General features: G+C 64.3%; 20 protein-coding genes. 7 read left to right on the top strand and 13 right to left on the bottom strand.

The genetic code is table 11. The features are described from left to right. Positions 1-2 precede the first annotated feature (2 nt). Positions 3-1,172 carry an LLM class flavin-dependent oxidoreductase gene (locus ACFE70_RS05340; protein ID WP_375416688.1) on the top strand — a complete coding sequence of 390 codons (1,170 nt, stop codon included), beginning with the start codon at positions 3-5 and terminating at the stop codon, positions 1,170-1,172. Between the two features lie 217 nt (positions 1,173-1,389). Further along, positions 1,390-2,685, top strand: a complete 1,296-nt coding sequence (locus tag ACFE70_RS05335) for an MFS transporter (RefSeq protein WP_375416687.1) — start codon at positions 1,390-1,392, stop codon at positions 2,683-2,685. Between the two features lie 91 nt (positions 2,686-2,776). Here ACFE70_RS05335 and ACFE70_RS05330 read toward each other — a convergent pair whose 3' ends face one another. Continuing rightward, positions 2,777-3,511 (bottom strand): SDR family oxidoreductase, encoded by a 735-nt coding sequence (locus ACFE70_RS05330; protein ID WP_375416686.1) that lies wholly within the window; start codon positions 3,509-3,511, stop codon positions 2,777-2,779. A 306-nt stretch (positions 3,512-3,817) separates the two neighbouring features. Between ACFE70_RS05330 and ACFE70_RS05325 the strand changes: the two genes are divergently transcribed. Further along, positions 3,818-4,420, top strand: coding sequence for a DUF4142 domain-containing protein (locus tag ACFE70_RS05325; RefSeq protein WP_375416685.1), 603 nt, complete (start codon positions 3,818-3,820; stop codon positions 4,418-4,420). A gap of 245 nt (positions 4,421-4,665) precedes the next feature. On the opposite strand, the gene ACFE70_RS05320 is transcribed toward ACFE70_RS05325, so the two are convergent. Continuing rightward, on the bottom strand, positions 4,666-4,797 hold the full coding sequence (locus ACFE70_RS05320; RefSeq protein WP_375416684.1) for a hypothetical protein: 132 nt from the start codon (positions 4,795-4,797) through the stop codon (positions 4,666-4,668). A gap of 460 nt (positions 4,798-5,257) precedes the next feature. Between ACFE70_RS05320 and ACFE70_RS05315 the strand changes: the two genes are divergently transcribed. Together ACFE70_RS05315 and ACFE70_RS05310 are read left to right on the top strand one after the other, a co-directional pair. Next, positions 5,258-6,070 carry a sensor histidine kinase gene (locus ACFE70_RS05315; protein ID WP_375416683.1) on the top strand — a complete coding sequence of 271 codons (813 nt, stop codon included), beginning with the start codon at positions 5,258-5,260 and terminating at the stop codon, positions 6,068-6,070. Positions 6,071-6,073: 3 nt separating this feature from the next. Beyond that, on the top strand, positions 6,074-6,811 hold the full coding sequence (locus tag ACFE70_RS05310; protein ID WP_375416682.1) for a LytR/AlgR family response regulator transcription factor: 738 nt from the start codon (positions 6,074-6,076) through the stop codon (positions 6,809-6,811). Positions 6,812-6,816: 5 nt separating this feature from the next. Here the strand turns inward: ACFE70_RS05310 and ACFE70_RS05305 are convergent, their stop codons facing one another. After that, entirely contained in the window at positions 6,817-9,924 is a 3,108-nt protein-coding gene (locus ACFE70_RS05305) for a lantibiotic dehydratase (RefSeq protein WP_375416681.1), read from the bottom strand. A gap of 590 nt (positions 9,925-10,514) precedes the next feature. Between ACFE70_RS05305 and ACFE70_RS05300 the strand changes: the two genes are divergently transcribed. Both ACFE70_RS05300 and ACFE70_RS05295 read left to right on the top strand, forming a co-directional pair. Further along, on the top strand, positions 10,515-10,895 hold the full coding sequence (locus ACFE70_RS05300) for a multiubiquitin domain-containing protein (RefSeq protein ID WP_375416680.1): 381 nt from the start codon (positions 10,515-10,517) through the stop codon (positions 10,893-10,895). Between the two features lie 198 nt (positions 10,896-11,093). Continuing rightward, positions 11,094-12,140, top strand: coding sequence for a T9SS type A sorting domain-containing protein (locus ACFE70_RS05295; RefSeq protein WP_375416679.1), 1,047 nt, complete (start codon positions 11,094-11,096; stop codon positions 12,138-12,140). Positions 12,141-12,219: 79 nt separating this feature from the next. Here ACFE70_RS05295 and ACFE70_RS05290 read toward each other — a convergent pair whose 3' ends face one another. From ACFE70_RS05290 to ACFE70_RS05245, 10 genes are all read right to left on the bottom strand, one after another. After that, positions 12,220-13,815, bottom strand: a complete 1,596-nt coding sequence (locus ACFE70_RS05290; protein ID WP_375416678.1) for an OmpA family protein — start codon at positions 13,813-13,815, stop codon at positions 12,220-12,222. Positions 13,816-14,041: 226 nt separating this feature from the next. Further along, complete coding sequence (locus ACFE70_RS05285) at positions 14,042-15,346, bottom strand: PAS domain-containing sensor histidine kinase (protein ID WP_375416677.1); 1,305 nt, start codon at positions 15,344-15,346, stop codon at positions 14,042-14,044. 138 nt (positions 15,347-15,484) lie between these two features. Next, complete coding sequence (locus tag ACFE70_RS05280) at positions 15,485-16,918, bottom strand: sigma-54-dependent transcriptional regulator (RefSeq protein WP_375416676.1); 1,434 nt, start codon at positions 16,916-16,918, stop codon at positions 15,485-15,487. A gap of 170 nt (positions 16,919-17,088) precedes the next feature. Then, on the bottom strand, positions 17,089-17,796 hold the full coding sequence (locus tag ACFE70_RS05275) for a head GIN domain-containing protein (RefSeq protein WP_375416675.1): 708 nt from the start codon (positions 17,794-17,796) through the stop codon (positions 17,089-17,091). Between the two features lie 131 nt (positions 17,797-17,927). Next, entirely contained in the window at positions 17,928-19,112 is a 1,185-nt protein-coding gene (locus tag ACFE70_RS05270; RefSeq protein WP_375416674.1) for an ABC transporter permease, read from the bottom strand. Next, a complete protein-coding gene (locus tag ACFE70_RS05265) occupies positions 19,109-20,368 on the bottom strand; it encodes an ABC transporter permease (protein ID WP_375416673.1) in 1,260 nt (419 codons plus the stop codon). The genes ACFE70_RS05270 and ACFE70_RS05265 overlap by 4 nt, the downstream gene beginning before the upstream one ends. A gap of 151 nt (positions 20,369-20,519) precedes the next feature. Next, the gene (locus ACFE70_RS05260) at positions 20,520-21,209 is read right to left on the bottom strand and encodes an ABC transporter ATP-binding protein (protein WP_375416672.1); all 690 of its coding nucleotides are present in this window, start codon (positions 21,207-21,209) and stop codon (positions 20,520-20,522) included. A 42-nt stretch (positions 21,210-21,251) separates the two neighbouring features. After that, complete coding sequence (locus ACFE70_RS05255) at positions 21,252-22,433, bottom strand: M1 family aminopeptidase (RefSeq protein WP_375416671.1); 1,182 nt, start codon at positions 22,431-22,433, stop codon at positions 21,252-21,254. 131 nt (positions 22,434-22,564) lie between these two features. Continuing rightward, on the bottom strand, positions 22,565-24,040 hold the full coding sequence (locus ACFE70_RS05250; RefSeq protein ID WP_375416670.1) for a TolC family protein: 1,476 nt from the start codon (positions 24,038-24,040) through the stop codon (positions 22,565-22,567). Between the two features lie 12 nt (positions 24,041-24,052). Continuing rightward, on the bottom strand, positions 24,053-25,300 hold the full coding sequence (locus tag ACFE70_RS05245) for an efflux RND transporter periplasmic adaptor subunit (RefSeq protein WP_375416669.1): 1,248 nt from the start codon (positions 25,298-25,300) through the stop codon (positions 24,053-24,055). Positions 25,301-25,336 lie beyond the last annotated feature (36 nt).

Genomic DNA, 25,336 nt, shown 5'->3' with positions numbered 1-25,336 from the left:
CCATGCCCCTCCCCTCTCCCATCACCGCTGTGCCCATCCGTACGCCGCAGCGCGTGGCCGAAATCTCCTGGTTTGATGACCTCTGCGGCGGCGACACCCAGTACTTGAGCGTGCTCGACGGCGCGTATCGCAGCTCCTGGGCCCACTGCCGCGATATCACCCTCAAAGCTGAACAGCTCGGCTACTCCAACATCCTGCTGCCCACCTCCTACACCGTGGGGCAGGATGTGCTGACGTTCGCCGCCGGCATCGCCCCGCAAACCTCGCGCATCAACCTGCTCACTGCTATCCGCACCGGCGAGATTCATCCGCCCATGCTGGCCCGCGCCCTGGCCTCGCTCGACCACATGCTGGCAGGGCGCCTGACCATCAACATCATCAATTCTGACCTGCCCGGCCTGCGCGAAGATGCCGGCCTGCGCTACCAGCGCTGCGCCGAAACTATCGAAATCCTGCGTCAGGCCTGGACTCAGGAGCGCATCGTGCACCGGGGCGAATTGTATCAGTTCGATATGCCGTCGGACCCGGCCAGGCCCTACCAGCAAAACGGCGGGCCGCTGCTCTATTTCGGCGGCACGTCGGAGGGCGCCCGCGCCGTGTGCGCGCAGTACTGCGACATGTTCCTGATGTGGCCCGAAACCGAAGAGATGCTCTCCGAAACCATGCGGGATATGAGCACCCGCGCCGCCCGGCACGGCCGCCAGATTGATTTCGGCCTGCGCATTCACGTGATAGTGCGCGAAACCGAAAGCGAAGCCCGCGCCTACGCCCGCAAGCTGATGTCCAAGTTCGACCCCGTGAAGGGCGCCGAAATCAAGAGCCGGGCCCAGGACTCGTGGTCCTTGGGCGTACACCGCCAAAATGAGCTACGCGAACACGCTGATAACGAAGGCTTCGTCGAGCCGCTGCTCTGGACCGACATCGGCAAGGCGCGCTCCGGGGCGGGCGGCGCCCTCGTCGGCACGCCCGACCAAATCGTGGACAAGCTCAGCCGCTATATGGATATGGGCTTCCGCGCCTTTATCTTCTCCGGCTATCCACTGCTCGAAGAGGCCGACTACTTTGCCCGCTACGTGCTGCCGCGCCTGCCCAACGTGTCGATGCCGCAGGTACAGGGCCGCCGCCCGGCCCAAACGCCCGTCACGCCGCTCACCACCGCGCCGCTGCGCTAGCCGAACGAGGTAGAGACGCGACCCTTCGCGTCTCCTCGCAGTACGAGGGGCGCAGTAATCTCAGGTCAGTTGATTGCCCTACCCCCCACCCCGCGAGCAGACGCGAAGTATCGCGTCTCTACATTTCCTACTTTCTCGCTCAGCCAGTTCCGCAAACAAACGCCCCGCTACGCCGTTTGTCAGGCTTCTCTTCGCCCTACCGTCGGCGGGCCCCGCTATGAAAAACGAAAAACTCCTGCTGGCCTTGCTGGCAGCCGTGCAGTTCACCAACATCCTGGATTTTGTCATTATGATGCCGCTGGGCCCGCAGCTGATGCCGGCGCTGGGTATTGGCCCGCAGCAGTTCGGGCTCGTGATTTCGGCCTACACGTTCAGCGCCGGCGTCACGGGCTTCGTGGGGGCGTTTTTCCTCGACCGCTTCAACCGCAAAACCGCCCTGCTGACCCTGTATCTGGGCTTTGGGCTCGGCACCGTGGCCTGCGCCCTGGCCCCCACCCACCACTGGCTGATTGCGGCGCGGGTGCTGACCGGCGCGTTCGGTGGGGTGTTGGGTTCCCTGGTCTTAGCCATCGTGGGCGATGCCGTGCCCGAGGCGCGGCGCGGGCAGGCCATTGGCGTGGTGATGGGCGCGTTTTCGGTGGCCTCGGTGCTGGGCGTGCCGTTTGGGCTGCTGCTGGCCAGCCGCTTTTCCTGGCACCTGCCCTTCGTGCTGCTAGGCGGGCTGAGCTTGGTTATCTGGGCGGTTATCTACTTCGTGATGCCCGACCTGCGCGGCCACCTCAGCGCCCGCCCCGAGTCGCTGAGCGAGCGGGCGGCGGCCGTGGCGGGCTTGTTCCGCAACCCCTCGGTGCGCGCGGCCCTCACGCTCACGGCCCTGCTCATGCTGGGGCAGTTCACAGTTATCTCGTTTCTGAGCCCTTCGCTGGTCGGCAACGTGGGCTTCGCCAACGAGCAGCTCAGCTACGTGTACCTGGTGGGCGGGGCGCTCACTTTCTTCACCTCGCCGCTGTTCGGACGCCTCTCCGACCGCCACGGCAAGGTGCTGGTTTTCACCCTGGCCACGCTGGCCACCATCCCCGTGCAGCTCATTATCACCCGGCTGGGGCCCACGCCGCTGCCGCTGGTGCTCCTGCTCACGGCCCTGCTCTTCGCCGTGATGGGGGGCCGCTTCGTGCCGGCTACAGCCCTGGCCACGGCGGTGGTTTCGCCCCGGCAGCGCGGCTCGTTTATGAGTTTGAACACGTCGGTGCAGCAGCTGGCGGCCGGCACGGCGGCCTACCTGGCCGGGCTGCTGGTGGTGCCGGCTCCCGGCGGCCGTCTCCTGCACTACGAGTGGGTGGGCTATGTGGCCGCCGCCGCCAACCTGCTGAGCCTGCTGGTAGTGCGCCGCATCCAGCCGGCCGCCGCGCCGCCAGGTGCCGCGGTCAGCGCGCCTGTGAGCCCGGCCGCCGCCGCTGCTGCCCCGGCAAGCCAGCCCATCGGTATCTCGCTAGAGGAGCAAGTGTTGGAGTAGCCGTCGGACCTGATTCCCTACCCCCTCCTAAACGCTGAACCCCATTCACAGAGCGCGGATGGGGTTCAGCGTTTAGGAGGGGGGTAGGGAATTACGTGAGCCCCTCAGCCATAGTGCGCATTTGAATCTCGATGATGCGCGAGTTAGCCGACTGCGTGCAGGCCAGCAGCACGGCGGCGGCCACGTCTTCCGGCTCCAGCATCCCGGATTCGGCCACGCTCTGCTCGGTGCGCCCCTTGCCCAGCCCGAACTCGGTTTTGACGCCGCCGGGGCAAATCACGCCCACCCGGATGCCCGCCGGCCGCAGCTCCTTATCGAGCGCCTGCGCGAAGCCCACCTGCGCAAACTTGGTGGCGCAGTACACGGCCTCGCCGGCAAAGCCATACACGCCCGCCATCGAGGAGAGCATCAGGATGGTGCCTGATTTTTGGGCGCTCATCAGGGGCACGGCGTGGCGGGTGAAGAGAAACGTGGAGCGCATGTTGGTGTCCATCAGCTCGTCGTACTCATCGGCGCTGGTGTCCGCCAGGTTTTTGTAATTGCCGGCGCCGGCGTTGTTGAGGAGAATGTCGAGCTGCCCGAACGAGCCCTGGGCGGCCTGCACGGCACGCTGGGCGGTGTCTTCCTGCCGGGCGTCGCCGGCTACCACGACCACCTCATTGCCTTGGGCGCGCAGCTCGGCGGCCAGCGCCTCCAGCCGCTCCTGCCGGCGGGCCGTGAGCACCAGCCGGGCGCCTTCGGCGGCCAGCGCGTGGGCGCAGGCCGCGCCAATGCCGGCGCTCGCGCCCGTGATTAGGGCGACTTTGCCCGTTAGTTTTCCAGCCATGATTTTGGTTTTTGGTTTTTAGGGGAGTGAGCGGCGGCTATCGTAGCCGCTTAGGCAGCTAATACCCCAAAACTGCCCCGCTCGTTTCGGACCCGGCTGCCCGCCGGTCCCTACCCCCCTTCAATGGGCCAACCCCGGCGGCTAAGCGCGGGCCTTTACTGGCGCCGATAACGGCTGAGCTTGGCGGATAAATTATAAACTCGACAATTAACCTTCTGACTGTGTTGGCGTTATAAATTCAGGCCCTGCGGGCTGGTCGGCCGCCGAAATTATTAAACTTCTCATCTCACCAAAACCAACCAGTGTATGAATCAGCTCCATGAACCTACACCCCGCCGGAGCTTTCTGGCCTCTTCCTGCAAAGGGACGCTCGCGCTCGGCGTCGGCCTGTCGACGGTGGCCTCGCTGCTGCAATCCTTTGCCTTCAAGCCCGAAGAAGAGTCCGCCCTGTGGCAGCAGAGCCCGACCGTGACGAGCGAGGCGCAGTTTCGGGCGGCCGTGGCCGGACCCGCGCAGATGTCGATGATGAGCAGCCAGCTGGCCGCCACCAAGGCGACCAACGAATATGCCAAGCAGTTTGCCACCTTCGAGCTGGCCGAAACCACGGCCATGATGAGTATTCTCAAAGACCTGGGCACCCCGCCGCCCCCGCCGGATGCCAAGGCGAAGGCCCTGATGGCGCAGCTGCAATCGGCTTCGGGCGCGGCGTTTGACCGGGCCTACATCGCGGCGCAAATCCAGAATCACCAGTTGCTGCGCACGCTCACCGACGGCTACCTGGCCAACCCGGCCCCGAGCAAAACCAACCTGATGGAGCTGCACGGGCGCCACATTGCCACCCTGGCCTCAACAACCATCAAAGAGCATCTGGCTATCACGCAGCGCATTTCCTCGGTGCTGGGCAGCTAGCCCGAAATGTGCCCGTCGTAGGCGGAAACAATTACCGTTAAGCAGAAACAGCTTGACATTATAAAAAGAGGCCGTATGCGGCCTCTTTTTATAATGTCAAGCTGTTTCTGCTTAACGACTAAGCTGATACTGCACAACAGGCAAATGAGACGTCTTTGGCATTGTTCATTTAGACCGCACCGCTGGTGTTGGTATTGAAGCTGCCAATTGCTGAACGATTGCCTACCTCTAGCGCCGAGCTACCCTTAAGCTGCGAAGCTGGTGCTCGTCTTGACAATAGAAGTGCTCATGAAGCCTTGCGTCGTATTTGACTTCGTGAGGCGGGCGACAATGACTTTGCGGAGCGTGAATTTCGAGAGTGGAGCCGAGTTCTTCATAGTTGATGTTGAATGAGTGGAATTGTTAAGAGGAAAAATGAGAGTGGTTTGTACTACAGTCGCTCAAATCTATTCGCTAGATTTTATTATTTCAAGGTAATTACACCAACGGGGCGTTTTGAAGGACCAACGCCCCCATTTAGAGATACAAGTTCCTAATGACAGCTGGCTTGAAGAGGCTGCCCCGATGCTGGCGACCCTGGCAGTCCAGCCAACCATTTTACTTTGCGGGATGCCAACAAGCCTCACTCCTTTGCGGATTCGTCTTATTCATTTTCTGACTTGGATTGGTTTTGCTGTCTATGAGCAGTCAGTGTTTCTATTGGTCGGCAACTCGAGCTTTCATTTCTGGCAGCTTTTGCTGCACTATTTGCTCAACGCAATTTTATTCTACCTTCACAGCTCCCTGCTGCTGCCGCGCTTCTACGCTCAGCGTCGCTATGGCCGTTACCTGCTGGGTATGTTCACTGCGCTAGCCGTCTACGCACTGCTACGCACCGAACTTTATCTTCACATCTTTCCGGATTTGGGAGAGCCAGCCATGCCGCTGAAAGATTCATATTATCACTTTGGAGTACTATCTCTCTACCGGGGGACCTTCTTTCTGCTGGTCAGCGCGGGCTACTGGTTTGCCAGCCACGCCCTGAACCTGGAGCGGCAGCAGCGCCGGCAGGAGCAGCAGCTGCTCACGGCCCAGAACAGCCTGATGGAGGCCGACCTAGCATTCTTGAAGAGCCAAATCAACCCCCATTTTCTCTTCAACTCGCTTAACTTTCTTTACGCTCAGGTCTACCCCCACTCGGCCGCGGCGGCCAAGGCTACGCTGCTGCTGTCGGACACCATGCGCTACGCCCTGCAGGAGAGCCGCGGCGGCAAGGTCATGCTCGAACACGAGGTGCAGCACCTGCGCAACTACATTGCCCTGCACCAGCTGCGCTTCAACAACCAATTGCAGGTGCGCTTTGAGATTGCGGGCAACGTGCACTTTCTGATGATTCTGCCGCTGGTGCTCATCACGTTCGTCGAAAACTGCTTCAAGCACGGCGAGCTAACCGACGCCGCCCACCCGGTCCTGATTCGCCTGGCCGTCGAGCACGGCCAGCTGCGGTTCCAGACTCACAACCGCAAGCGTCTCGGCCCGAAGGAAATCAGCACCAGCATCGGGCTGGCCAACACCGAGCGGCGCCTGGCCCTGGTTTACCCGGCGCGCTACCGCGTAAGCGTAGCCGACGAGCGCGACTCCTATACTGCCACGCTGCTCATCGACCTGTAGGCCATGCTCACTTGTTTCATCCTCGATGACGAACCCGCCGCCATCGAAATTCTGCGCACGTTCATTGCGATGGTGCCCTTCCTCACGCTGGCCGGGAGCGCAACTAATCCAGTTGAGGCGCTCGGGGCCGTAGAGCGCGCGCCGGTCGACTTGATTTTTCTCGATATCCACATGCCGCAGCTTTCGGGGCTGGCTTTCATGCGGCTGCTGCCGGCCTCCACCAGCGTGATTCTGACCACGGCCTATGCCGAGTTTGCGGTTCAGGGCTTTGAGTTGGAGGCCCTGGACTATCTGCTCAAGCCCATTGCCTTCGAGCGCTTCCTTAAAGCGGTGCAGAAAGTGCCCCGCGCGGGCGGCCCGGCCGGGCCGCCCGCGCGGGAGCTGGCCAGCGAAGCAGCCGACGACTACGTCTTCGTCAAGGCCGAAAGCAAGGGCCGGCTCATCCGGGTTGCCTTCAACGAGATTATCTACGTCGAGGGACTCAAAAACCGTATCACTATCGCGACTGTTGACGAGCAGATTGTGACCCTACTGAGCATGAAAGATTTGCTGGCGCGGCTGCCGTCCCGGCGCTTTGTGCGCGTGCACAAATCTTATTTCGTAGCCCTGGACAAGATTCGGGCGGTAGATGGCAGCCAGATTTTCTTCCAGCAGTCGAAGGCCTACGTACCGCTGGGCGAGGCGTACCGGACCGCCTTCTTTCAGGCCCTGCAGGGCAAGGTGATGGACGGCCGCAAGTAGCTAGCTTAGGCGGTGACACGCGGCTTTTGCCGGGCCAGGGCTGATTGGTAGTGCCGAACCAGAAAGTCGTAGAGGACCAGCTCGTGGAGCCGGGCGTCGGCCGCAATGACGCGGTTGAGCAGCATGTGAATGTAGCTGCCTAGCAGGCGGTCCTCGGGCACCTCTAATTGGCCTTGGAGCGCCACTTCCCGGATATTTTGGGCAATGGCCGCCAGCCGGGGGGGTAGGGCGGCATTCGCTGCCGATGCCAGCTCCTGTTGAATAGTGGTGCGCGCCAGCCGGTATTTGGCTTCCAGCTGCCGCTTCAGCACGCTTGTCACGCCGAACTCCTGGGCCAGCGAATCCCGCAGCCCGGCCAGCAGGGTTAGCTTGCGGGGCAGGGGGTAGGCGAAGGCGTTCAGCAGCTCCTCGACTGCCCCCAGCGCCCAGCGCCAGGGTTCGGGCGGGGTCTCAGCGGCGGCGGACTGGACCATCCAGTCCAGCAGGGCCTGGCTTTGGTAGCCGAACAGCGCCTCCGACCAGCCAATAGTCTGGTGGCCGTAGCGCTCCAGCTCCCGCCGGTAGGTATCGGTCTGAATTTTCCAGATGGTCTGGTTGGCGCTGTAGGGCCGCAGCGCCTGGCTCACGCGGCGCAGTATCTCGCCCAGCCGGTCGGGGTCGGGCAGGTGCCAGCGCACGCGCAAGTGCGGGTCCGGGTCGGCGTAGCGCACGAAAAACCAGGTATCGACCAACCCCAGAGCTTGCAGCTCCGCGCTCAACGGCCGCACGACTTCCAGCAGGATGCGGTCGGCCACGAGCTGCCCGCAATACAGCTTGTAGTAGAGCCACTCGGAGCCCAGCGCAAACTCGCGGGGTGCCGCCGGGGTGGGCGCCAGGGCGGGCCTGCTCACTTCTTCCGCGTAAGAAGGAGCCTGCCGGAGCAGCAGGGCGAGAAACTCATGCCCGTGGGGTCGGCCGGCCGCATCGCGCACGGGGCTGGTGGCGGGGTCGAAGAGAAACTCCCGGAGCTGGACTTCGGGCCGGGTGCGGCTGGCCTCGAGCCAGACGCGCACGTGCCATTCGCTGTCGGCATCTACCAGCAACTCATTGTCGCCGTCGGCCAGCGTGAAGTAGCGCGGCAGCTGCCACTGGGCCCGAAACGCGGCAAACCGGCTGGCCAGGTCGGCGGGAGTTGCCGTCAGCAGCTCCTGCAGGCTGGCGCGGTCAAAATTCCAAGTAGCGGCGGCCAGAATGACCTCCCCGCTGGTAAGCCGCGGCCAGAACGCGCTATCCGGCGCCAGGGCCTGCCAGCTGAAGCCCAGCTGCGATTGCAGGCCCTGGGTCTGCAGGTCGCACAGCAGCTGGTAGACGGGCAGCGACTCCGCGTGGGCAAAGTTGTGAGCCGTGCTGAGCCGGGGAATGATGCGCTGGTTGGTGCGGCCACAGCGCAGCAGCAGCTGCCCATCCCGCACACGCAGATAGAGGTCCTGCACCCGCAGCTGCTGCGCCGGCGGCAGCGTCGACTGCGCCAGGTAGGGAATTTCCAGGGGCCGGAAGTGAGGCCGCTGGAGCAAGTTGCCGATGCGGCTGGCCGGCAGATGGCAGATTTCGGCAAACGCCACGCCCGGATTCTGAGCTTGTTCGTGCCGGGTAATCTGCTGAATCAGGTCTTCTATTCCGGGGGCGGCGTGCGCAAAGCGGCCGAGCAGGTTGACCGCGCTCGACCCGCCTACCCCCTCCAGCACCACCTGCCGGGCGCCGGCCAGCCGAAACAAGACGCCTAGCGAGGGCGGCAGGGGCAGCGCGCCCGGCGGCAGGCCCAGGGCCAGCAGCTCGGCTTTGGTGATGGTCACGCCGTAATGCCGCTGGCTGGTGGCCGCCCGCAGCTTCTGCCGCAGCAGCTGGTGCGCCGGCGGCCGGCGCGGCGCGGCAGCGGCAGCGGTGCCCTCCACGGTCAGGTCGTGCACCAGGGCCGCGTAAGGGCTGGCGTTGGAGTCGGCGTAGGCCAGACCGCTCTCGTTGTCCAGCGCCAGCAGCAGCGGCACTTCCTGCTCCTCGTAGCGCGCCTGGAAGCGGCGGGCGAAGTCGGCGAGCCGCGGGTTGTGGGGTAGGGGCGACAGATACGTTAGCACCTCCAGGCCCTCCAATAGCGTCTTTTGCAGTGCCTTGTCCAGCGTAGCCGGCTGGTCGGGGGCCAGGCCAAGAACTAAATCGGTTTGCAAGAGCTTGCCCGCCTCCGCCGGCACGCCCAGCGGGGTCAGCAGGGCTTCCAGGCGCTCATACTCACTTAGCGTGTTCACCGCCCGCTCGTCGAGCGCCCGCAGCTCGTGCCGCACCTGCCCGACCACCTGGGCCAGGGCCCGCGCGTCCGGGTCCGCCGACTCGGCCGCCAGCCGGTTGATGATGGCCCCCAGGTGCTCGAAGTATTCCGGGCCGGTCACGGTGGGCTCCAGCTCGCTGACCAGCACCTGGGCCGCTAGCAGCTCCTCGACGAAACCCACGACGGCGGCCGGCTCGGTTTCCGGCTCGAGTAGCCGGCGCACCAGCTCCGGCAGGGTCTGCCCCGGCCGGGTAACGGCCTCCAGCAGTTGTTGAAGCGGCTCGGAAGCCTCGACGGCACTAAGCTGATGCACCCGCTTGCCGCCCTCATACACGTACTCGACGTAGCGAAACTCCTCGCCGGCGCGGTACAGGCTGGTATTGGGCCAGTAGCGGAGCCAGGGCTTGATGCTGTCGCGGGCGGCCAGCTGCTGGGCCAGCGCGCAGAGGTACTGCATGTCCAGCCGCGTGTGCCGCACGTTAAGCCGCGGGCTGAGCTGAATGCAACTTCCGGCACCCCAGCTCAGCAGCGCGCACCCGGCAAAGAGGCCAAAGGGGGTGCTCCGGCTGGTACCGCGGAGGTAGTAGCGGGCGAGTGATTGTAGCAGTCGGTCGGGCCGGGCCTCCTCCCGAATCAGCCCGCGCTGCCATTTGCGGCATTCCTCGTGCAGCACCGGCGAAGCCAGGTAAACCGCCTCCATGAACTCCTCGTCGGCCAGGACGGCGCTGATATGGGTTGCGCTGAGCTGCCCGACAAAGGGCCGGGCGGGGGCCCGCAGCACAAGCTGACTATGAAATGAATACAGGTGCTGCATAAGCATATACACTGTTTTGGCAGGCGGCGGCAGCCAAGCGGCTTTGCAATAGTAATAGCCGGGCCGCTAACAGCCAGTCAGCATCACTTTTTGTATCAAATGACTATTCTTTTTCAAGCAGAGCTAATATGCAACATAAAAATAACCGGCTGGCGAGCACTGCATTTTTAATAAAGCTGCGGCTATATAAACTGTTTAGGAAGTTGAAAGACGTCCTGTCGAAAAAACGTCCTGCTGCGCCCCGCGAAGCAGGACGTTCTGGAATGTTTCGGCCGACTTCCTAAACAGCTTCTTAATTATAATGCGCCGGTGGTTTCGCCGCCGCAAGTGCTTAACGCTAACGTGAGCTTCCTACCCCCTCGAACCAGGGTGAAGCCGACCTGCCAGAACGCTTTTTTCCTCAAAATCGGGGGTTTGTCCCTCGAATAAAGGCGTTGGTGTATTTACTACGCTACCATGCTCGCCAGGCATTTATGTTTGTCACCGCAAGCAGGCAACAAAGAAGCGCTGGCCCAAGAATGCGTAGTGTAACCTGCTTTTAAACTTATCAATTTTCACTTATTGGCTTTCCACTTATCGGCTTTCCATTTATGCATTTCCCTATTTCACGTCCCAACCAGACACTTGTCAGCGTCACCCGAATGCTACTGCGCCGCACCCGCCTTACCGTGGCCGCGCATACTAATCCTAGCAAAGCTCTTGATTCGCAGCATATTAGAGAGAAAAAAGCCTACGCTTTAATTATCGACCACATTTCGTTTCAGCATCCAGACTCGCTTATCACCGGCCGGGAGATTCGGACCCTGAGCAATATGGCAAATACGGCCGAAATCTGGCTGAAAGGCCCCACTCACGGGTCAGACCTGCGAGTTGGAGATGGCGACATAGTGGCGTTGAGTACGGAAAGCGCCGAACGCTTTTTTTCCGTCGCTAAACCTACTGCCAAAAGCTCAGAGGCCTTTTTTTCCTGAAATAGTATGCGAATGGTTGCCCCCGACAAGAGCTTTCCATAGTACAAAGCCAGGATTTACGACGCCCGGCGACCAACTCCCGCTTGAATAGTGCGCCTATCAGGAGGTTATCCCGCCAACAAAATAAAAAGTCTCTTTAATCAGCATCAGTAAGCTCAGCCAGCCCGGCCTGAGTTATAAATTAATTACCAGCTTGTCGTGCATACTTCGCTATTGTTCTCCCGCATCGCGCTACTGAGTTTTTTGCTAACAGGGTTTATCGTTTTTCCCGGTGCGGCGCAGCGTCAGTTTGCTACTGCCGTCATCTCGTCGGCCAATGCCGCCAACCCCTCCCTTGCTGCTGATGGCACTGTTGCCACGGCCGCCCGGCTCTCGCCCCCGTTGGTGTTGGGCACGGCCTGGGTGCGCGTAGGTTTCCCAGCAATAGTGCCTCGGGGCGGCCGGGCGGGGCTTATCGTTCGGCCAACCGGCGCGTTGGACGCGAGCCTGCTTGAAAACATGAGCATTCGCACGTATAAAAATGCCGTCTTTCAGGAAAGCTACGCGCTCACCAGCTTAGTCAGCCTCAGCGTGCTAAGTCCATCTAGCGCTACGTCGGTTGAATTTGTGGCGGGGGCCGACTTCGACCAGGTCGAGCTACGAGCCACGAGCCTGGTGAATGCCAGCGTTGACTTATTCTTGTTTGAAGCCTACGTCTATGTCAACTCCCTACCCCTACCGGTGGAGCTGATGGCTTTTCAGGGCCACCCGACGGCGGCGGGTGTGGTGCTGACCTGGAAAACGGCCTCGGAGGCCAACAGCTCCCATTTCGTGGTTGAGCGCATGACCAGCTCGCAGCCCGCATTCCAGGCCCTCGGCCAGGTGCGGGCGGCGGGCACCAGCACTCAGCCCCGGCCCTACCAGTTTGTGGATGCGGCCCCTGAGTCGTTTAACTACTACCGCCTGCGGCAGCTCGACCGCGACGGCCACGTGGCGTTCAGCCCGGTGGTGACGGTGAGAGCGGCGCCTACCGCTGCCGCTCATCTCCGGGTGTATCCTAACCCAGCCGCTGAAACCCTGACCGTAGCCGGCCCAGTGGGCGCGCGCCTGGAAGTAGTCGACCAGCTGGGCCGGCGAGTGCCGGGCATCAGCCTGGTGGCGCAGCAGCTGGACGTGCGCGACCTGCCGGACGGCATCTATTTCCTGCGAAACGCGGCGACGGGCCAAAACACGAAATTCGTGAAGGCGGCCGGCGTGCAGCCCTAAAAAACCAGCCGGAGTGGCCGCTGCTCCGGCGGCCAGCCCGGCTGGTTGGCTCGTAGGTTGAACGTGAGCCACGCCGGAGCTATTGCAGGCTCGTGACGCGAAACTCGACCCGGCGGTTGCGCCGGCGGGTGGCCTCCTGCGCGTTGCTGGCAATGGGCTGGCTGCCCCCGAAGCCGACCCCGCTTACGCGCGCTTCGGCGACGCCCTGGCCGAGCAGGTAGGCTCTGACGGCGGCCACGCGCCGCTCGCTCAGGGCCATGTTCTCGGCCGCCGAGCCCACGTTGTCGGTGTGGCCGCGCAGCTCAATCATGAGGCGGGGGTTGGCGCGCAGCAGGCCCACGAGCTGGTCCAGGGCCGCCGCCGACTCGGGCCGCAAATCGGCCTGGCCCCGGTCGAACCGGACCTGCTCCAGCGCCACGGTAGTGCCCACGGCCAGCGGGCGCAGCCGCACGTCGGGCCCGGCGGGGCCGGCGCCCGGCGCGGCCGTCCAGACGCTGTCGGCCGGCAGGTAGCCGGGCCGCTCGGCGTGGTAGGGGTAGGCGCGGCCCGCCTGCCCGGCATACGCAAACCGGCCCTGCGCGCTGAGCGGCACCGCCGTGGCGGCCCCTACCCCCCCCTCCACGCGCAGCTGGGCATCGGGCAGGGGCTGGCCCGTGCGCGCGTCGAGCACCTGCCCGCGCCACACGGCGCCTGCTGCCAAAAGTGGGGCCGGGGGGGGTGATGAGGGCGCCGCCGGAGCGCTGGCCGGGGCGCTGAACAGGTTGCAGCCCGCCAGGTCGGTGTAGGTGCCCTGGCGCACGCGGCGGGCCTGGCGGCGGGCCATGTTCACCTCGTAGAGCGCCTTGGGCCCGGCCAGGTACAGGCGACGGCGGCCGGCGGCGTCGTTTTGCAGCAGCACGTCGCTGTAGCCCCCGCGGGCGGGCAGCCCCGTGAGTTGCACCCGCTCGGGCGCGGGCCGCTGGCTGAGGCGGTCCACCTTGAGCAGCGAGCCATCGGTGCTGTAAACGAAGTAGACCGTGGTGGCATCATCGAGGCAGAAATTGCCGTGGGTGCCGGCGGCCGAGAACCCAATCTCGGGGTAGTAGGGCGCCTGGCGCAGCGGGTCGGCCTCCCACACTACGCTCACCTGGCCGTCGGCGGGGCAGACTTTGACGAGCTTGGCACCATCGGAGGTGCCGAAGTACAGGTCGCCCTGCTCGTCGGTGGCCGCCGAAATCCAGTTGGTTTCCGGGCCCTGGGGCGGCAGCAGCCACGCGGTGTAGCGGCCCGTGCGCGTGGCCGGGTCGTAGCGGTACACCAGCTCCGGCGCGTTGCTGGGCGCGTTGGTTACCGCGTACAGGCAGTTGTCGAAGCCCTTAGCCAGGGCGTAGGACTGAAACGGCAGCACCCGCCGGTGCACCACCGGCCGGGCGCTCAGGTCGGCACCGGTAAACTCGTGCAGGGTGCGGCAGTCGTCTTCCCAGTGGCCCTGGTAGTAGCGCTCGGCGGCAATGCCGTAGAGCTTGCCGTCGCAGCGCGGGCCGGCCGCGGGCCGGGCGGGCGGGGCTGCCAGGGCGCTCCCGCTGCTGGCCGGGGGGCGCCGCCTCGTAGGGGGGTGGTCCGGCCACAGTGGTGGTTTCGGGCCGGCCGGCAGCAGCAGCCACCCTGTCAGCAGCAGTGTTCGGAGAAGCGTCACCGAAGGCAGTAGAAAAAAAGCAGAGGATGCCGCCAAAGGTACGCCGCGGCCCGGAGCGAGCGCAACTGAAGCCAGCAGGAATCTGCGGCCAGCTCCTTGAAAACGGTGCTAATCAGCCCTGGTAGTCCCGGCTCCGGCAACTCCCTACCCCCCCTGCCCCACTGACCGCCCAGTAGCAGCCAGCTACTTCCTGATTTGTAAAAATGACCATTGCTCTTCGCTCAGTCTACTTGCGCAGCCACACCGTAAAGGCGGTGGTGGCGCGGATGGTCGGCGCCAGCTCGAAGGCAAAGCCGTGGGCCAGCAGCACGTCGCGCACGAGCGTGAGGCCAATGCCCTGGCCGTCGCGCTTGGTGCTGAAAAACGGGGTGAACAGGCGCTGGCGCACGGCCGGGGTCAGGCCGGGGCCGTCGTTTTCGATGACCACTGCGGGCGGCTCGGCGGTGGTGCGCACCCACACATTGCCGTTCTGGCCGATAGCTTCGAGGGCGTTCTTGGCCACGTTGAGCAGGGCCTGCTCCAGCTGCGGGGCATCGAAGTCAAGCACGAGCGGGGGGGTAGGAAACTCCAGGTGCCAGCGGATGCCGCGCGCCGCGCTCTGGGGCTGGAGCAGCCGGGCAATGCCGCGCAGCAGCGCGTGCAAATCGGTGGGCCGGGGCGCGGGCGGCGGCAGGCGCACCAGGTGGGCGAAGTTCGCGATGAAGTTGGCCAGCTGCGTGTTGCGGGCGATGCTCACCTCCAGGGCCTGGCTGAAGTCGGGCTGGTCGGCGGGCGTCAGCTGCGGGGCGTAGTGCTGAAAGCTGTGCAGGATGGAGTTGATGGCGCCGATGGAGTTGTTGATTTCGTGCGACATCATCCGAATCAGCTGCTCGTAGGCCTGCTTTTCCTGCCTTATCAGCTCGTGGGTCAGCTCCTCCAGCACCAGGAAGCGGCGCGAAAAGCCCCGGTCGAGGAAGTGGGCGGCGGTGGCGCGGTAGGTGTGCAGGCCCGAGAGGCGCAGCGTGGCGGGCTGGCCGGCGGCGAGGGCGGCCAGCGCCGGGCCCCAGGCGCCGGGCAGCGCGGCGGGCGCCTGGCCCAGCAGCGCGGCGGCCGGCTGCGTCAGAAACCGCGCGGCGGCGGCGTTCACGCTCTCGATTTTGCCCTCAAAATTCAGGAGAAGAATGCCGGCCGGCGAGGCCTGAATGAGGCGCTCGAGCAGCACGCTCTTCTCGTGCTGGCTCACCCGCTCGCGCCGCAGCGCGGTTATCATCTCATTATAAACGCCGATGAGCTGGTCCATCTCGCGCTGGCCCACGGGCACGAACTTGAGCGAGAAATCCTGGGCCCGCATGGCCGCGGTGCCCGCCGCAATGAGCTGAAACGGCCGCACGAAGCCCCGGTAAAGCTGCGCCGTGAGCACGATGCTGATGAGCAAGAGTATTTCCGTCGCCACGAATAATACTGGATTCACCGTCCGCAGCTGCGCGGCCAGGGCAATGAGCACGGCGTGGATGAGGACGACGAAGAGCAGGAATTTAAGGCGGAGCGTCATGGGGCTGGCTGGCAAAAAAGCCGGTCATGCTGAGCTTGTCGAAGCATCTCGCTCGGGGCACTAATCCAAGTAATAGAACAACAATTTAAGTTAGTGCGGCACACGAGATGCTTCGCTGCGCTCTGCATGACGGTCTGACTAGCCAGGCGAATCCGCATACGGAATGCCGTGCTTTTCCAAGCGCCGGTACAGCGCCCCGCGGCTCAGGCCCAGCGCTTTAGCCACGCGGCTGATGTTGCCCTCGTAGTGCAGCAGCGCCTGCCGGATAACCTGGGCTTCCAGCTCGTCCAGGGTCAGGGTGCCAGGGGCGGGCAGCTCGCTGGTGGGGTTGGGCAGGCGAGGGGGGGTAGGGAAAGCGTGGGCCTGAAAGTCCTCGGGGCTCAGCTCGTCGTGGCCGCTAACGAGCACGGCGCGCTCGACCAGGTTTTTCAGCTCGCGGATGTTGCCAGGCAAGGCCTGCTCGCTGAGCCAGTGCCGGGCGCGCACGCCGACCTTGAGGGCCGGGCGCTGGTAGGTGGCGCGCAACTGATTGATGAAGTGCTGGGTGAGCAGGCTGATGTCGGCGGGCCGCTCGCGCAGGGGGGGTAGGCGGACGGCAATCAGGTTGATGCGGTAGAAGAGGTCTTCGCGGAAGCGGCCCTGCTGCACCAGCTCGGCCAGGTGGCGGTTGGTGGCGGCGATGACGCGGATGTCGAGGCGGCGCGGCTTCGAGTCGCCGAGCACTTCGTAGGTGCGGTCTTGCAGCACGCGCAGCAGCTTGACCTGCGAGGCCAGCTCCAGCTCGCCGATTTCATCGAGGAAGATGGTGCCGCCGTTGGCCAGCTCGAAGCGGCCCACGCGGTCGGCTTTGGCGTCGGTGAAGGCGCCGCGGCGGTGGCCGAACATCTCACTCTCAAACAAGGAGCTGGCAATGCCGCCCAGATTTACCTTCACGAACGGCCCGCCCCGCCGGGCGCTGTTGCGGTGAATGGCTTCGGCAATCAGCTCCTTGCCCGTGCCGCTTTCGCCCTCGATGAGCACGGCCGCATCGGTGCCCGCCACCTGCCCCACCTGGCGCAGCACGTGCAGCAGCCGCGCGTCGTGGCCGACGATGTTTTGGAAATTAAACTGCTGGTCGAGCTGCCGGCGCTGCCGGGCGGGCGTCTCCTCGGCGGCCGGCGCGGCGTTTTCGAGGGCGTCGCCGGAGTCGGTTACGGGCGCGGCTTCGTGCAGGGCCAGCACCGTGCGCAGAGTTTGGAGCAGCGCCTCATTGTGCCAGGGCTTGGTGACGAACTCGGCGGCCCCGGCCTTCATGCCGGCCACGGCCAGCGCGATGCTGCCCCAGCCGGTGATGAGCACGACCGGCACCGGCGGGGCCAACTGCTTGATTTCGCGCAGCAAGGTCAGCCCATCCTGCCCGCTGGTGTCGAGCGAGAAGTTCATGTCCAGCAGCACCAGCCGCGGCGGCGTTTCCCCTATCAGCTGCAATGCTTCGGCCGGCGTGGCCACAGCCTGCGCCGCGTAGCCGGCCTGCTTGAGCAGCAGGCGCAGCGAGGTGCGAATGGCGAGGTCGTCGTCGACGATGAGAAACATGCAAGAAATGTAGGGAGGGCTTAGCTAAAGCAGACCGTCATGCTGAGCTTGCGAAGCATCTCGCGTGGGGTAGTAATCCAATCGTTATTTATCAGTGATTAGTGACGAGCGAGATGCTTCACTGCGTTCAGCATGACGTTCTACTTTATAACTGCGGGCAGCAGCGCAAATCAGCGGCTGCTAACGTGGCCGCCGCTGCTGGTGCGTTTCGTGACTTGTGGCGAGCCGGTATAGCGCACGCCGCCGCCGCTCGACGCCTCGGCCGTCAGTGTTTTCTCCACGCCTACCGTGATGATACCGCCGCTCGACGCCTCGGCCTGGCAGGTGGCCGCTTGCAGGCCGCTGCCCTTGAAGATGCCGCCGCTGGCGGCGCGCACATCGAGGCGCTGAATCTGGCCGGTGAGCGTGGCGATGCCGCCGCTGCTCAAATGGGCCTGCACGGCCGGGGCCGTGAGGTCGGCGGTAAGGACGGCGCCGGAGGAGAGGTCGATTTCCAGCTTTTCGGGGGAGTAGGAGCCGGCGACGGCGATAGTAGCGCCGCTGCTGGCGCGCAGGGCCGTGAGCGGGGGCGCCGTCACGTTGACGCGCAGGTGGCGGGCAGTTTTCTGCCGACTGCGCTGCTCTTCTCTGGTCTGCTCGAAGCTTACGCGCAACACGCCGCCGCTGACTTCAGTTTTGATGCGGGCTTGCAGCTCGGGCGTGTCGGCGCTCACTTCCACGCGGGGGGTAGGGCCGGCCGTCAGGTGCAGCTCGATGCCGCTGCTGACTTCCAGGGCGCTGAAGGTGTCCACGGGACGAACTTCAAAAGGAGTTTGGGCCAGGGCCGGGGCCGCCAGGGCCAGCAGCCAAAGCAGCGCGAGGGTTAAGAGGTTTTTCATAAATAGAAGGGGGGTAGGGAAAGGGGAAAGGAAGGGGATTTGGCGAGGCAGATGCGCTGGCCGGGCGCCGGGTTGCCCCGGCTACCGGGCCGGGGCGCAGTTCGTTACAGCGGCTGGCAAAAACGAAACGCTCACTCCTCGCGCAAGGCCACGGCCGGCCGGATGCCCGCCGCCAGCTGGCTCGGATAGAGCGCGCAAATGGTGGAGAGCGCATAAATTAGCCCTATCGCCAGCAGCATGGCCGTCAGGTACACGCCGGCTTTCACATCGAAGACGCCCAGCAGCGGAAACTGCGCCGCCACGAGCAAGCCCAGCGCCAATCCAAACGTGGTCACGACCAGAATCTCGCCCACAATCTGCCCACTGATAGTGCCGGCCGTGGCGCCCATTGCCCGGCGCACCCCGATTTCGGCCCGCCGCTGCTGAATGGTTTGCCAAAGCACGCCGAACAAACCTAGCGCTACGTTGATAATTAGGAACCCGCAGACTAGCACCAGCGCCCCGATGGGCACCAGCGTGCGCTTGAGCTGGGCGGCGCGCTGCTCCGTCAGGGCCGTGATGCCCACGTTCCAGCCCTTGGCAATGGCCAGGATTTCGGTGTTCATCTGTCGTTCCAAGACGGCGCCGGCGCCCGGCCGCACCCGCAGCAGCATGGCCGACGCCTCGCCCCAGGCCGTGTCTTGCGGACTTACCCGCATCAGGATGGCGGGGCGGGTCGCGGCCAGGTCGCCGTCGCCCCGAAACCGCTCGATGACGCCCACCACGCGAAATTCGTCGCCGTGCCGGTCCACGACCTGCCCCAGCGCGGACTGCTGCGGGAAGAGCTGCTCGGCGAGGTCGCGGGTGAGCACGGCCGGCGGAATAGACGCGGCATCGTCGCGCTTATCGAACCAGCGGCCCGCCACCAAGGGCAGTTGAAACACGTCGCGCAAGTCGTCTTCAACAAAAAAGCCGCTGGTCGCCGTCGCGCCCTTGGCCTCTTTGCCGGCGCCCACATCGGTAGAATTCGTGCTACCTGAAAACGGGGTGTTCGAGGAGGTGCGGCCCACGGCTACGACTTCCGGCATGGCCCGCAGGCGTGCCATCACCTGGCGCACCGTGGCCAGGCGGCCGGCCTGGGGCAGGGCGCCGGGGTCGAGGTTCACGCGCCACACCTGCTCGTAGGCGAAGCCCAGCGGCGTGCGATAGTTGCGCTGGTTATAAACCAGCAGACTGCCGACCACGAACAAGACCACGAAAGCCAGAAAAATTTCGGTAATGAGCAGCAGGTTGGCCCGGCGGCGATTCCAAATCAAGGTAAATAAGTGCCGTATCATGCGGGGTTGCTTTCGCCTTTAAGGGCCTTCACGGCCTGGAGTTTCGACATTTTGTAGGCCGGGTACACGCCCGAGAGGATTCCGAAAAACAGGACGACCACCAGTGCCGCCCCGAACACCCGGCCATTAAGCCCGAACTCGGTGTAGGCCACCAAGCCGCTGGTATTAAGCAGGTGCAGCGCGCCCGCGGCCAGCCCCAGGCCCAGCACCCCGCCAAGCAATGTCAGAAAGACGTTCTCAATCAAGAACTGCCGGATAAGCGCGCCGCTCGTGGCCCCAAACGCCTTGCGCACCCCAATCTCGGAGCTGCGGTCGCGGATGCGGCTTACGTTGATATTGACCAGGTTCAGGGCCGGCAGCAGCATAAACAAGAGCAGCAGCCCCGTACCCAGCCGCCGGAACCGCCCTACCCCATCGTCGGGGCCGTACTCGTCCAGCTCTTCGCGCACGGTTGTGGCCAGCAGCGAGCCGGCGTAGAGGCGCACCTCAGTGCACCACTTATATACGTCCGTGGGCAGAGGCGCGCGGGCCACGGCCTGCCCAAATTCCTGCTGAATGGCCGGAATATCCTCGGCGCGCCGGGCCAGCAAAATAGCCATGCACGAGCCCATGTAGTCGGTGCCGTGAATGTCCTCGGAGCTGGTCGTGATGGGCATCCACACCTCGGCGTAAGTGTAATTGCGGGCGGCGGGCACGTCGCGCACCACGCCCACGACGCGGTAGCTGAGGTTGTCGTCGGTGACGAGGGCGCGACCCACCACGCCGCGCGCGGTCCCGAAATAGTTGCGGGCCGTGCTCTCGTTGATGACTACCACGCGGGCCGCGTCGCGCACTTCGGCCAGGGAGTAGGGCCGACCTTCCAAAAACTCAAAATCCAGCACCTGCCAGAATTCGGCGTCGGTGTATTTCTGGTCGAGCTTGAGCTTGGTGTTGCCCACGTAAGTCACCACCGTGCCGTGTCCGGTGCTGATGGACACCTTTTCCGGCGTGCGCAGCGGCCGGATGTAGCGCTCCAGAAAGGCGTAGCTCGGGCTGGAGACATTGCTCGTATTCGGTGCCCAAATAGATAAGGGACTGCTAAAGAGCAGCCGGTCCACGCGCTGCTCCGGCATCTGCGGCCCCACCGTGAAGTCATAGAACGCATACACGACCAGCAGAATCATGAGCGTGAAGCTGATGCCGAACAGGGAGATGAAGGTGAAGAACTTGCGGCGCAGCAAGACCTTCCAGGCGATTTTGAGGTAGGAAAGGAGCATAGGGGGTAGGGAATAATCAATTAAAAATCGTTCGTCATGCTGAGCTTGCGAAGCATCCTATCACCGGCGAACGAGCCTAGGACGATTGAATACTGCATCGTTCAGCGGAGATAAGATGCTTCGCAGGGCTCAGCATGACAGATGAGGGCAGTTACGCCACCTGGCTGCCGTCGAAAAGCCGCACCAGGCGCTGGGTCTTGAGGGCTTGCTGCTCGTCGTGGGTCACCATGACGATGGTCGTGCCTTCCTGCTGATTCAGCCCCAGCAGGAGGCCCATGATTTCCTCGCCCATCACCGAATCGAGGTTGCCGGTCGGCTCGTCGGCGAGGATGATTTCCGGGGCGCCGGCCAGCGCCCGCGCAATGGCCACGCGCTGGCGCTGCCCGCCCGAAAGCTGACTGGGAAAGTGCCCGGTGCGGGCGCTCAGTCCAACTTTATCGAGGGCGGCCAGCGCCCGCTGTCGCCGCTCGCGCCCGCCCAGGCCACGGCGGTAGAGCAGCGGCAGCTCCACGTTGTCGGCCACCGTGAGGTCGTTTATCAGGTGGTAGCTCTGGAAGACGAAGCCAATTTTCAGGTTGCGCAGCCCGGCCAGCTCTTTATCGGAATACGACTGCACGGGCCGCCCATCCACGGCGATGGTGCCGCTGGTCGGCTCATCGAGCAGGCCCATCAGGCTGAGCAAGGTCGATTTGCCGCAGCCGCTGGGCCCCATAATCGAGACGAACTCGCCCCGGTTGATGGTCAGGTTCACCCGGTTCAGGGCCACTGTTTCAATGGTTTTGGTCTGGTACACCTTCTCGATGTCGGTGAGCTGGAGGACGGGCGGGGTTGCGGTAGGCATGGGGGGTAGGGAATTTTAAGAATTGGTATGGGACAAGTGGGCTCAGCGCGTTAATTCGGCTTGAAGCCAGGTCCGGGTAGCTGGGCCAGCGGTTTGCTCTACTACCTCCAAAAAAGCGGCGGTAGTACTTATTTTTCGGGCGGCCGTCGTCGCGAGCAGCGCGTAAAACTTCTCGGTTCCCACCCGCGCGTGCAGGGCCGCCAGCACCACGGTTCCCTTGTTATAGACGACGCGGCGGTACATGGAGCGCTCGTACTTATCGCGGTCGAAGCCCAATATGGCCGGGGTGTTAGCCGTGGTTTGGGCCCGTTTCGCGTATTCCTGCTGGTAGCCGGCCGTGTCCCCGATGGCTTGCAGGTAGAGCAGGCTCGAATAGGTCGCGAAAGCTTCGTTAAGCCAGTCGTTATAATCGTGGAATGAACCGTAGCTCCACCACTTATGGCTGATTTCATGGGCCAGAATCAGCACGTATTCCCGCTCCGCCACATCGAATCCAGGGTAGGTGATGACCGTGGCGTTATCCAGCAGGCCGAAGGCGTCCCGGTTAGTACCGGGCAGGAAAATGGTGAACCGTGCAATGGAATCCTGACGACCGATGGTGCGATTGTAGAAGCCAATAATGGCGGCGGCTTGGTGCAGCAGAGCCGTATCCTGACGCACAAGGGCTGCCCCGGCTTTAACCACGGTGATTAGCGGCGCAGTAGCCGATACTACCTGATGAAACTGCTTGGCTACCAGCGCTGTAATCTCAATATTGCTGGTGCGACCACTAAAAAGCCACCGCCCACGCCGCTGCCGAAGCGCTGGCGTCGTGCTGCGAACCTGGTAGGCAGCAGGCGCCCGCACGGCGAGCGTATACTTTACAATCTCATACTCTTGATTAGAACGGAAGGGCACCCAGTTGGAGTGACCGCTAAGCTCCATCACCTGCGCGGTGGAAGTGCTCTTATCAAGTGTTCCGGCGTAGGTGAGGGTAAGTTGCCGGGCTTTGTGGTTGTGGGGGGCATACTGCACTTCCACCCGCTGCATCGTGTCGGCAAAGAAGGAATAGTAAGTGCGGCTAATGCGCCGCCGCAGCGCCCCAGGGCTGGACAGGCGTTGCAGCGGAAAGTGCCGGTTCAGGTTAAGCTGAATAGTGGAGGTGGTATCAGAAGCGGGCAGGGTGAAGGTGTAGCGGCAAGTGAAAGAGCCTGTAGCAGGCGCGAGCTGTAATTGCACTCGCACGATTGGGGTGGCCTGGAGAAGTGGCGGGCTCCCCAGGAGCATAAGAAGCAGCGCAACAAATCTCATCTGAATAGAAAAAGGATTATGCAGTAGCAGGCGGCTCCCGTGTTGGTAGTCAGGAGGTGGGGTGCTCATTTGGCGGCTAGCGGCACTTGCCGTTCAAAATCATACAGCGTGAGCGCCCGCAGCCGGAAGTAAGCGACCCAGCCGGCGCGCAGGGCGAAGATGTAGCCGCGCCGGGCGCCGTCCTTGGCCACGGAGGCCAGGGTTAAATCAGTCAGGGAGAGGCGGCCCAGCTCGTAGGTGGCGCGGGCAATAGCGTAGCGGCGCTGGGCCAGCGAGTCGGCGCGGCCGGCGCGGCGCAGCTGCTGGGCCAGGGCGGGCAGCTGGCGGGCCTGCGTGAGCACCGTTTGCTCGAAGCTGCGCGCCTCCTGCGTCACGGCGAGCTGGGTTTGGGCGCGGCTTAGCTCGGCGGTTTTGATGATGGCGCGCTGCCGGCCCCAGTCCAGGAGCGGCATACTAAAGGCCAGGCGCAGCTGCTGCTGGTTTTGCAGGTTGAGGTAGGTAGCGCCCAGGTCGGCAGCCTGGTTCACGTAGCCGAGGTTGGCGGTGAGGCTGGCTTGCAGGCCGGTCGTGCCGCGGGCCTGGGCCACGGCGCGCTCGGCTTCGAGCTGCCGGCGCTGGAAAGCCAGCGGCGCGGCGCGGTGCTGCTGGGCCAGGGCTAATGCCTGGGCGGGTGGCACTGCCGGCTGGGGCGCCGGGTCGGGCACGGCCAGGGCCGGCGCTTCGGCGCCGGCGCCGGGTAGGCCGGTGTAGGCTTGCAGGTCCACGGCGGCGTTCTCGGCGTCGAGCTGGGCCTGGGTCTGGGCCTGCTGCGCGTCGAGCAGGTTCAGCTCGAGTTGGAGTAAGTCGCTTTGCGAGAGCCGGCCCAGGCGGTAGCGCGCCTGGCCCACGCGCAGCAGCTCGGCGGTGGCCTGGGCATTCTGACTGGCTACGGCGGCGTTCACTTGTTGCAGCAGTACGTCGAAATACAGCTCCGTGACCTGCCGGGCCACGGTTTCGCGCTCCTCGGCGTACTGGCGCTGGCTTTCCTGGTAGCGCAGCGGCTCGATGCGCCGGGCCCAGCGCAGGGCATTAAACTGGCCCAGCGGCTGGGTGAAGCCCAGCGTGAAGGGCTGGTTATTGTAGCGCCGCAAGTTGCCGTTGAAATCATCGAAGCGCTGCACCACCGAGCCCAGGTACACCTGCCCGCCGGTCAGGCCGAGGTTCTGGCTCAGGGTCAATCCGATGTCCGAGTTATTGATGCGCACGGCCCGGAAATCAGTCGTGCCGTCGGGCTGCACGACGGGCGTAATCACGCGGCTGAAATTGGGCAAGGTGCCCTGCAAAGCCAGCTGCGGGCGGTAGTTGGCCTGGTAGCCGCGCCAGGCCCAGTAGCTGGTTTCGCGGTCGGTGAGCGTCTGCCGGCCGGCGGCGGAGTGGTCGAGGGCCTGGGCAATGACGGCCTGGAGCGTCAGCGGGGGGGTAGGGATTTGCTGCGCGGCGGCGGGCCGCGGCAAGGCTCCCAGCAGCAGCGTTAGTCCGAGAAAGAGGGGGTAGGGATGCATCGTCGCGGGGCCTTAGTCGTGGAGGGTCAGCTCCGGCGTGTCCAGGTGGTCTTTCATGTCCGACACCACCACCTGCTCGCCCGCCCGCAAGCCGCTCAGGATTTGCACGAAATCGAAGTTGCTGTCGCCGAAGCGCACGGTGCGGCGCACGGCCCGCCCGCCGCTCAGCACGAATACGGGCTGCTCTTTGCCACCCTGGTAGAAGGGGCCGTTTCGGAGGCGTAGCACGCCGCGGTGGGCGCGCGTGACCACGAACACGTCGGCCCGCAGGTTGGCGCGCAGGGCCGGATGGTGCGGGTTGTCGAGCTGGGCGTAGAAGGTGACTACCCCCTTGTCGACGGCCGGACTGATGCTGGCCACGGCGCCGCGCACGTCGGTGCCGTTGATGCGCACCACCACCGGGTCGCCGGCGTGCAGGGCCTCGGCGTAGGCATCGGAGATGGTGGCCCGGACCCGGAAGCTGCTCAAATCGGCCACCCGCGCCAGGGCGTCGCCGGCCTGCACGGTGGTGCCCAGGTTTTCATTGACCCAGGTCAGCACGCCGGGCTGCTGGCTGCTGATGTCGGCCTGCCGCAGCTTGCTGGCCAGCTCAGTGATGCTGCGCTGCTGCATCGATACGGTGTAGCCCAGCTCGCGCACGTCGGCGGCGTTGGCCTGCCGCTGGGTTTGAATCTGGCGCGCCAGGCGCTCATTTTCCAGTTGCGCCACGCGCAGGTTCAGCTCGGCCTGGCGCACGGTTTCGGCCGTGCCGCCCCCAATTTCCAGCAGCCGCTGCTCGTCGCGCAGGGCCGATTGCAGGCTGCGCACCTTCACGGCCTGCACGCTCGCCTGGGCCCGCAAATCGGTGAGGTTGCCTTCCAGGCTGAGCTGGATCTGGGAATTCTTGTTCTGGTTGCGGCGCTGCTCATCATCAAGCTTGGCCAGAGCCGAGTTGGCCAGCTCCTTGTCCAGCTCCAGGATGGTCTGGCCGGGCGCCACCCGCGCGCCCACGGCCACAGCCACGCGGCGGATGGTGCTCTGTATCGGACTGGTAATCACCGCCTCGCGGCCCGGAATGATGACGCCCGCCGCCGTGAGCGCAGCCTCCACGTCACCGGTTTCGACAGCGGCCGTCAGCACGTCGGCGCGGCGCAGGCTGGGCTTGAGCACCGAGCGGAAGGCCAGCACGCCCGCCAGCAGCAAAACCAGGAAACCTGTCCCCAGCAGCCAGCGGCGGCGCTGGCGTTGGTTTTGAGTGGCGGGGGCAATGGCTCTGTCCATTTTTGAGTAGAAACCTTATAGTTCTCCTACTCTTAG

It is taken from the genome of uncultured Hymenobacter sp., assembly GCF_964243305.1.
Lineage (GTDB): Bacteria > Bacteroidota > Bacteroidia > Cytophagales > Hymenobacteraceae > Hymenobacter.
This window is presented reverse-complemented; position numbering and strand designations above follow the sequence as displayed.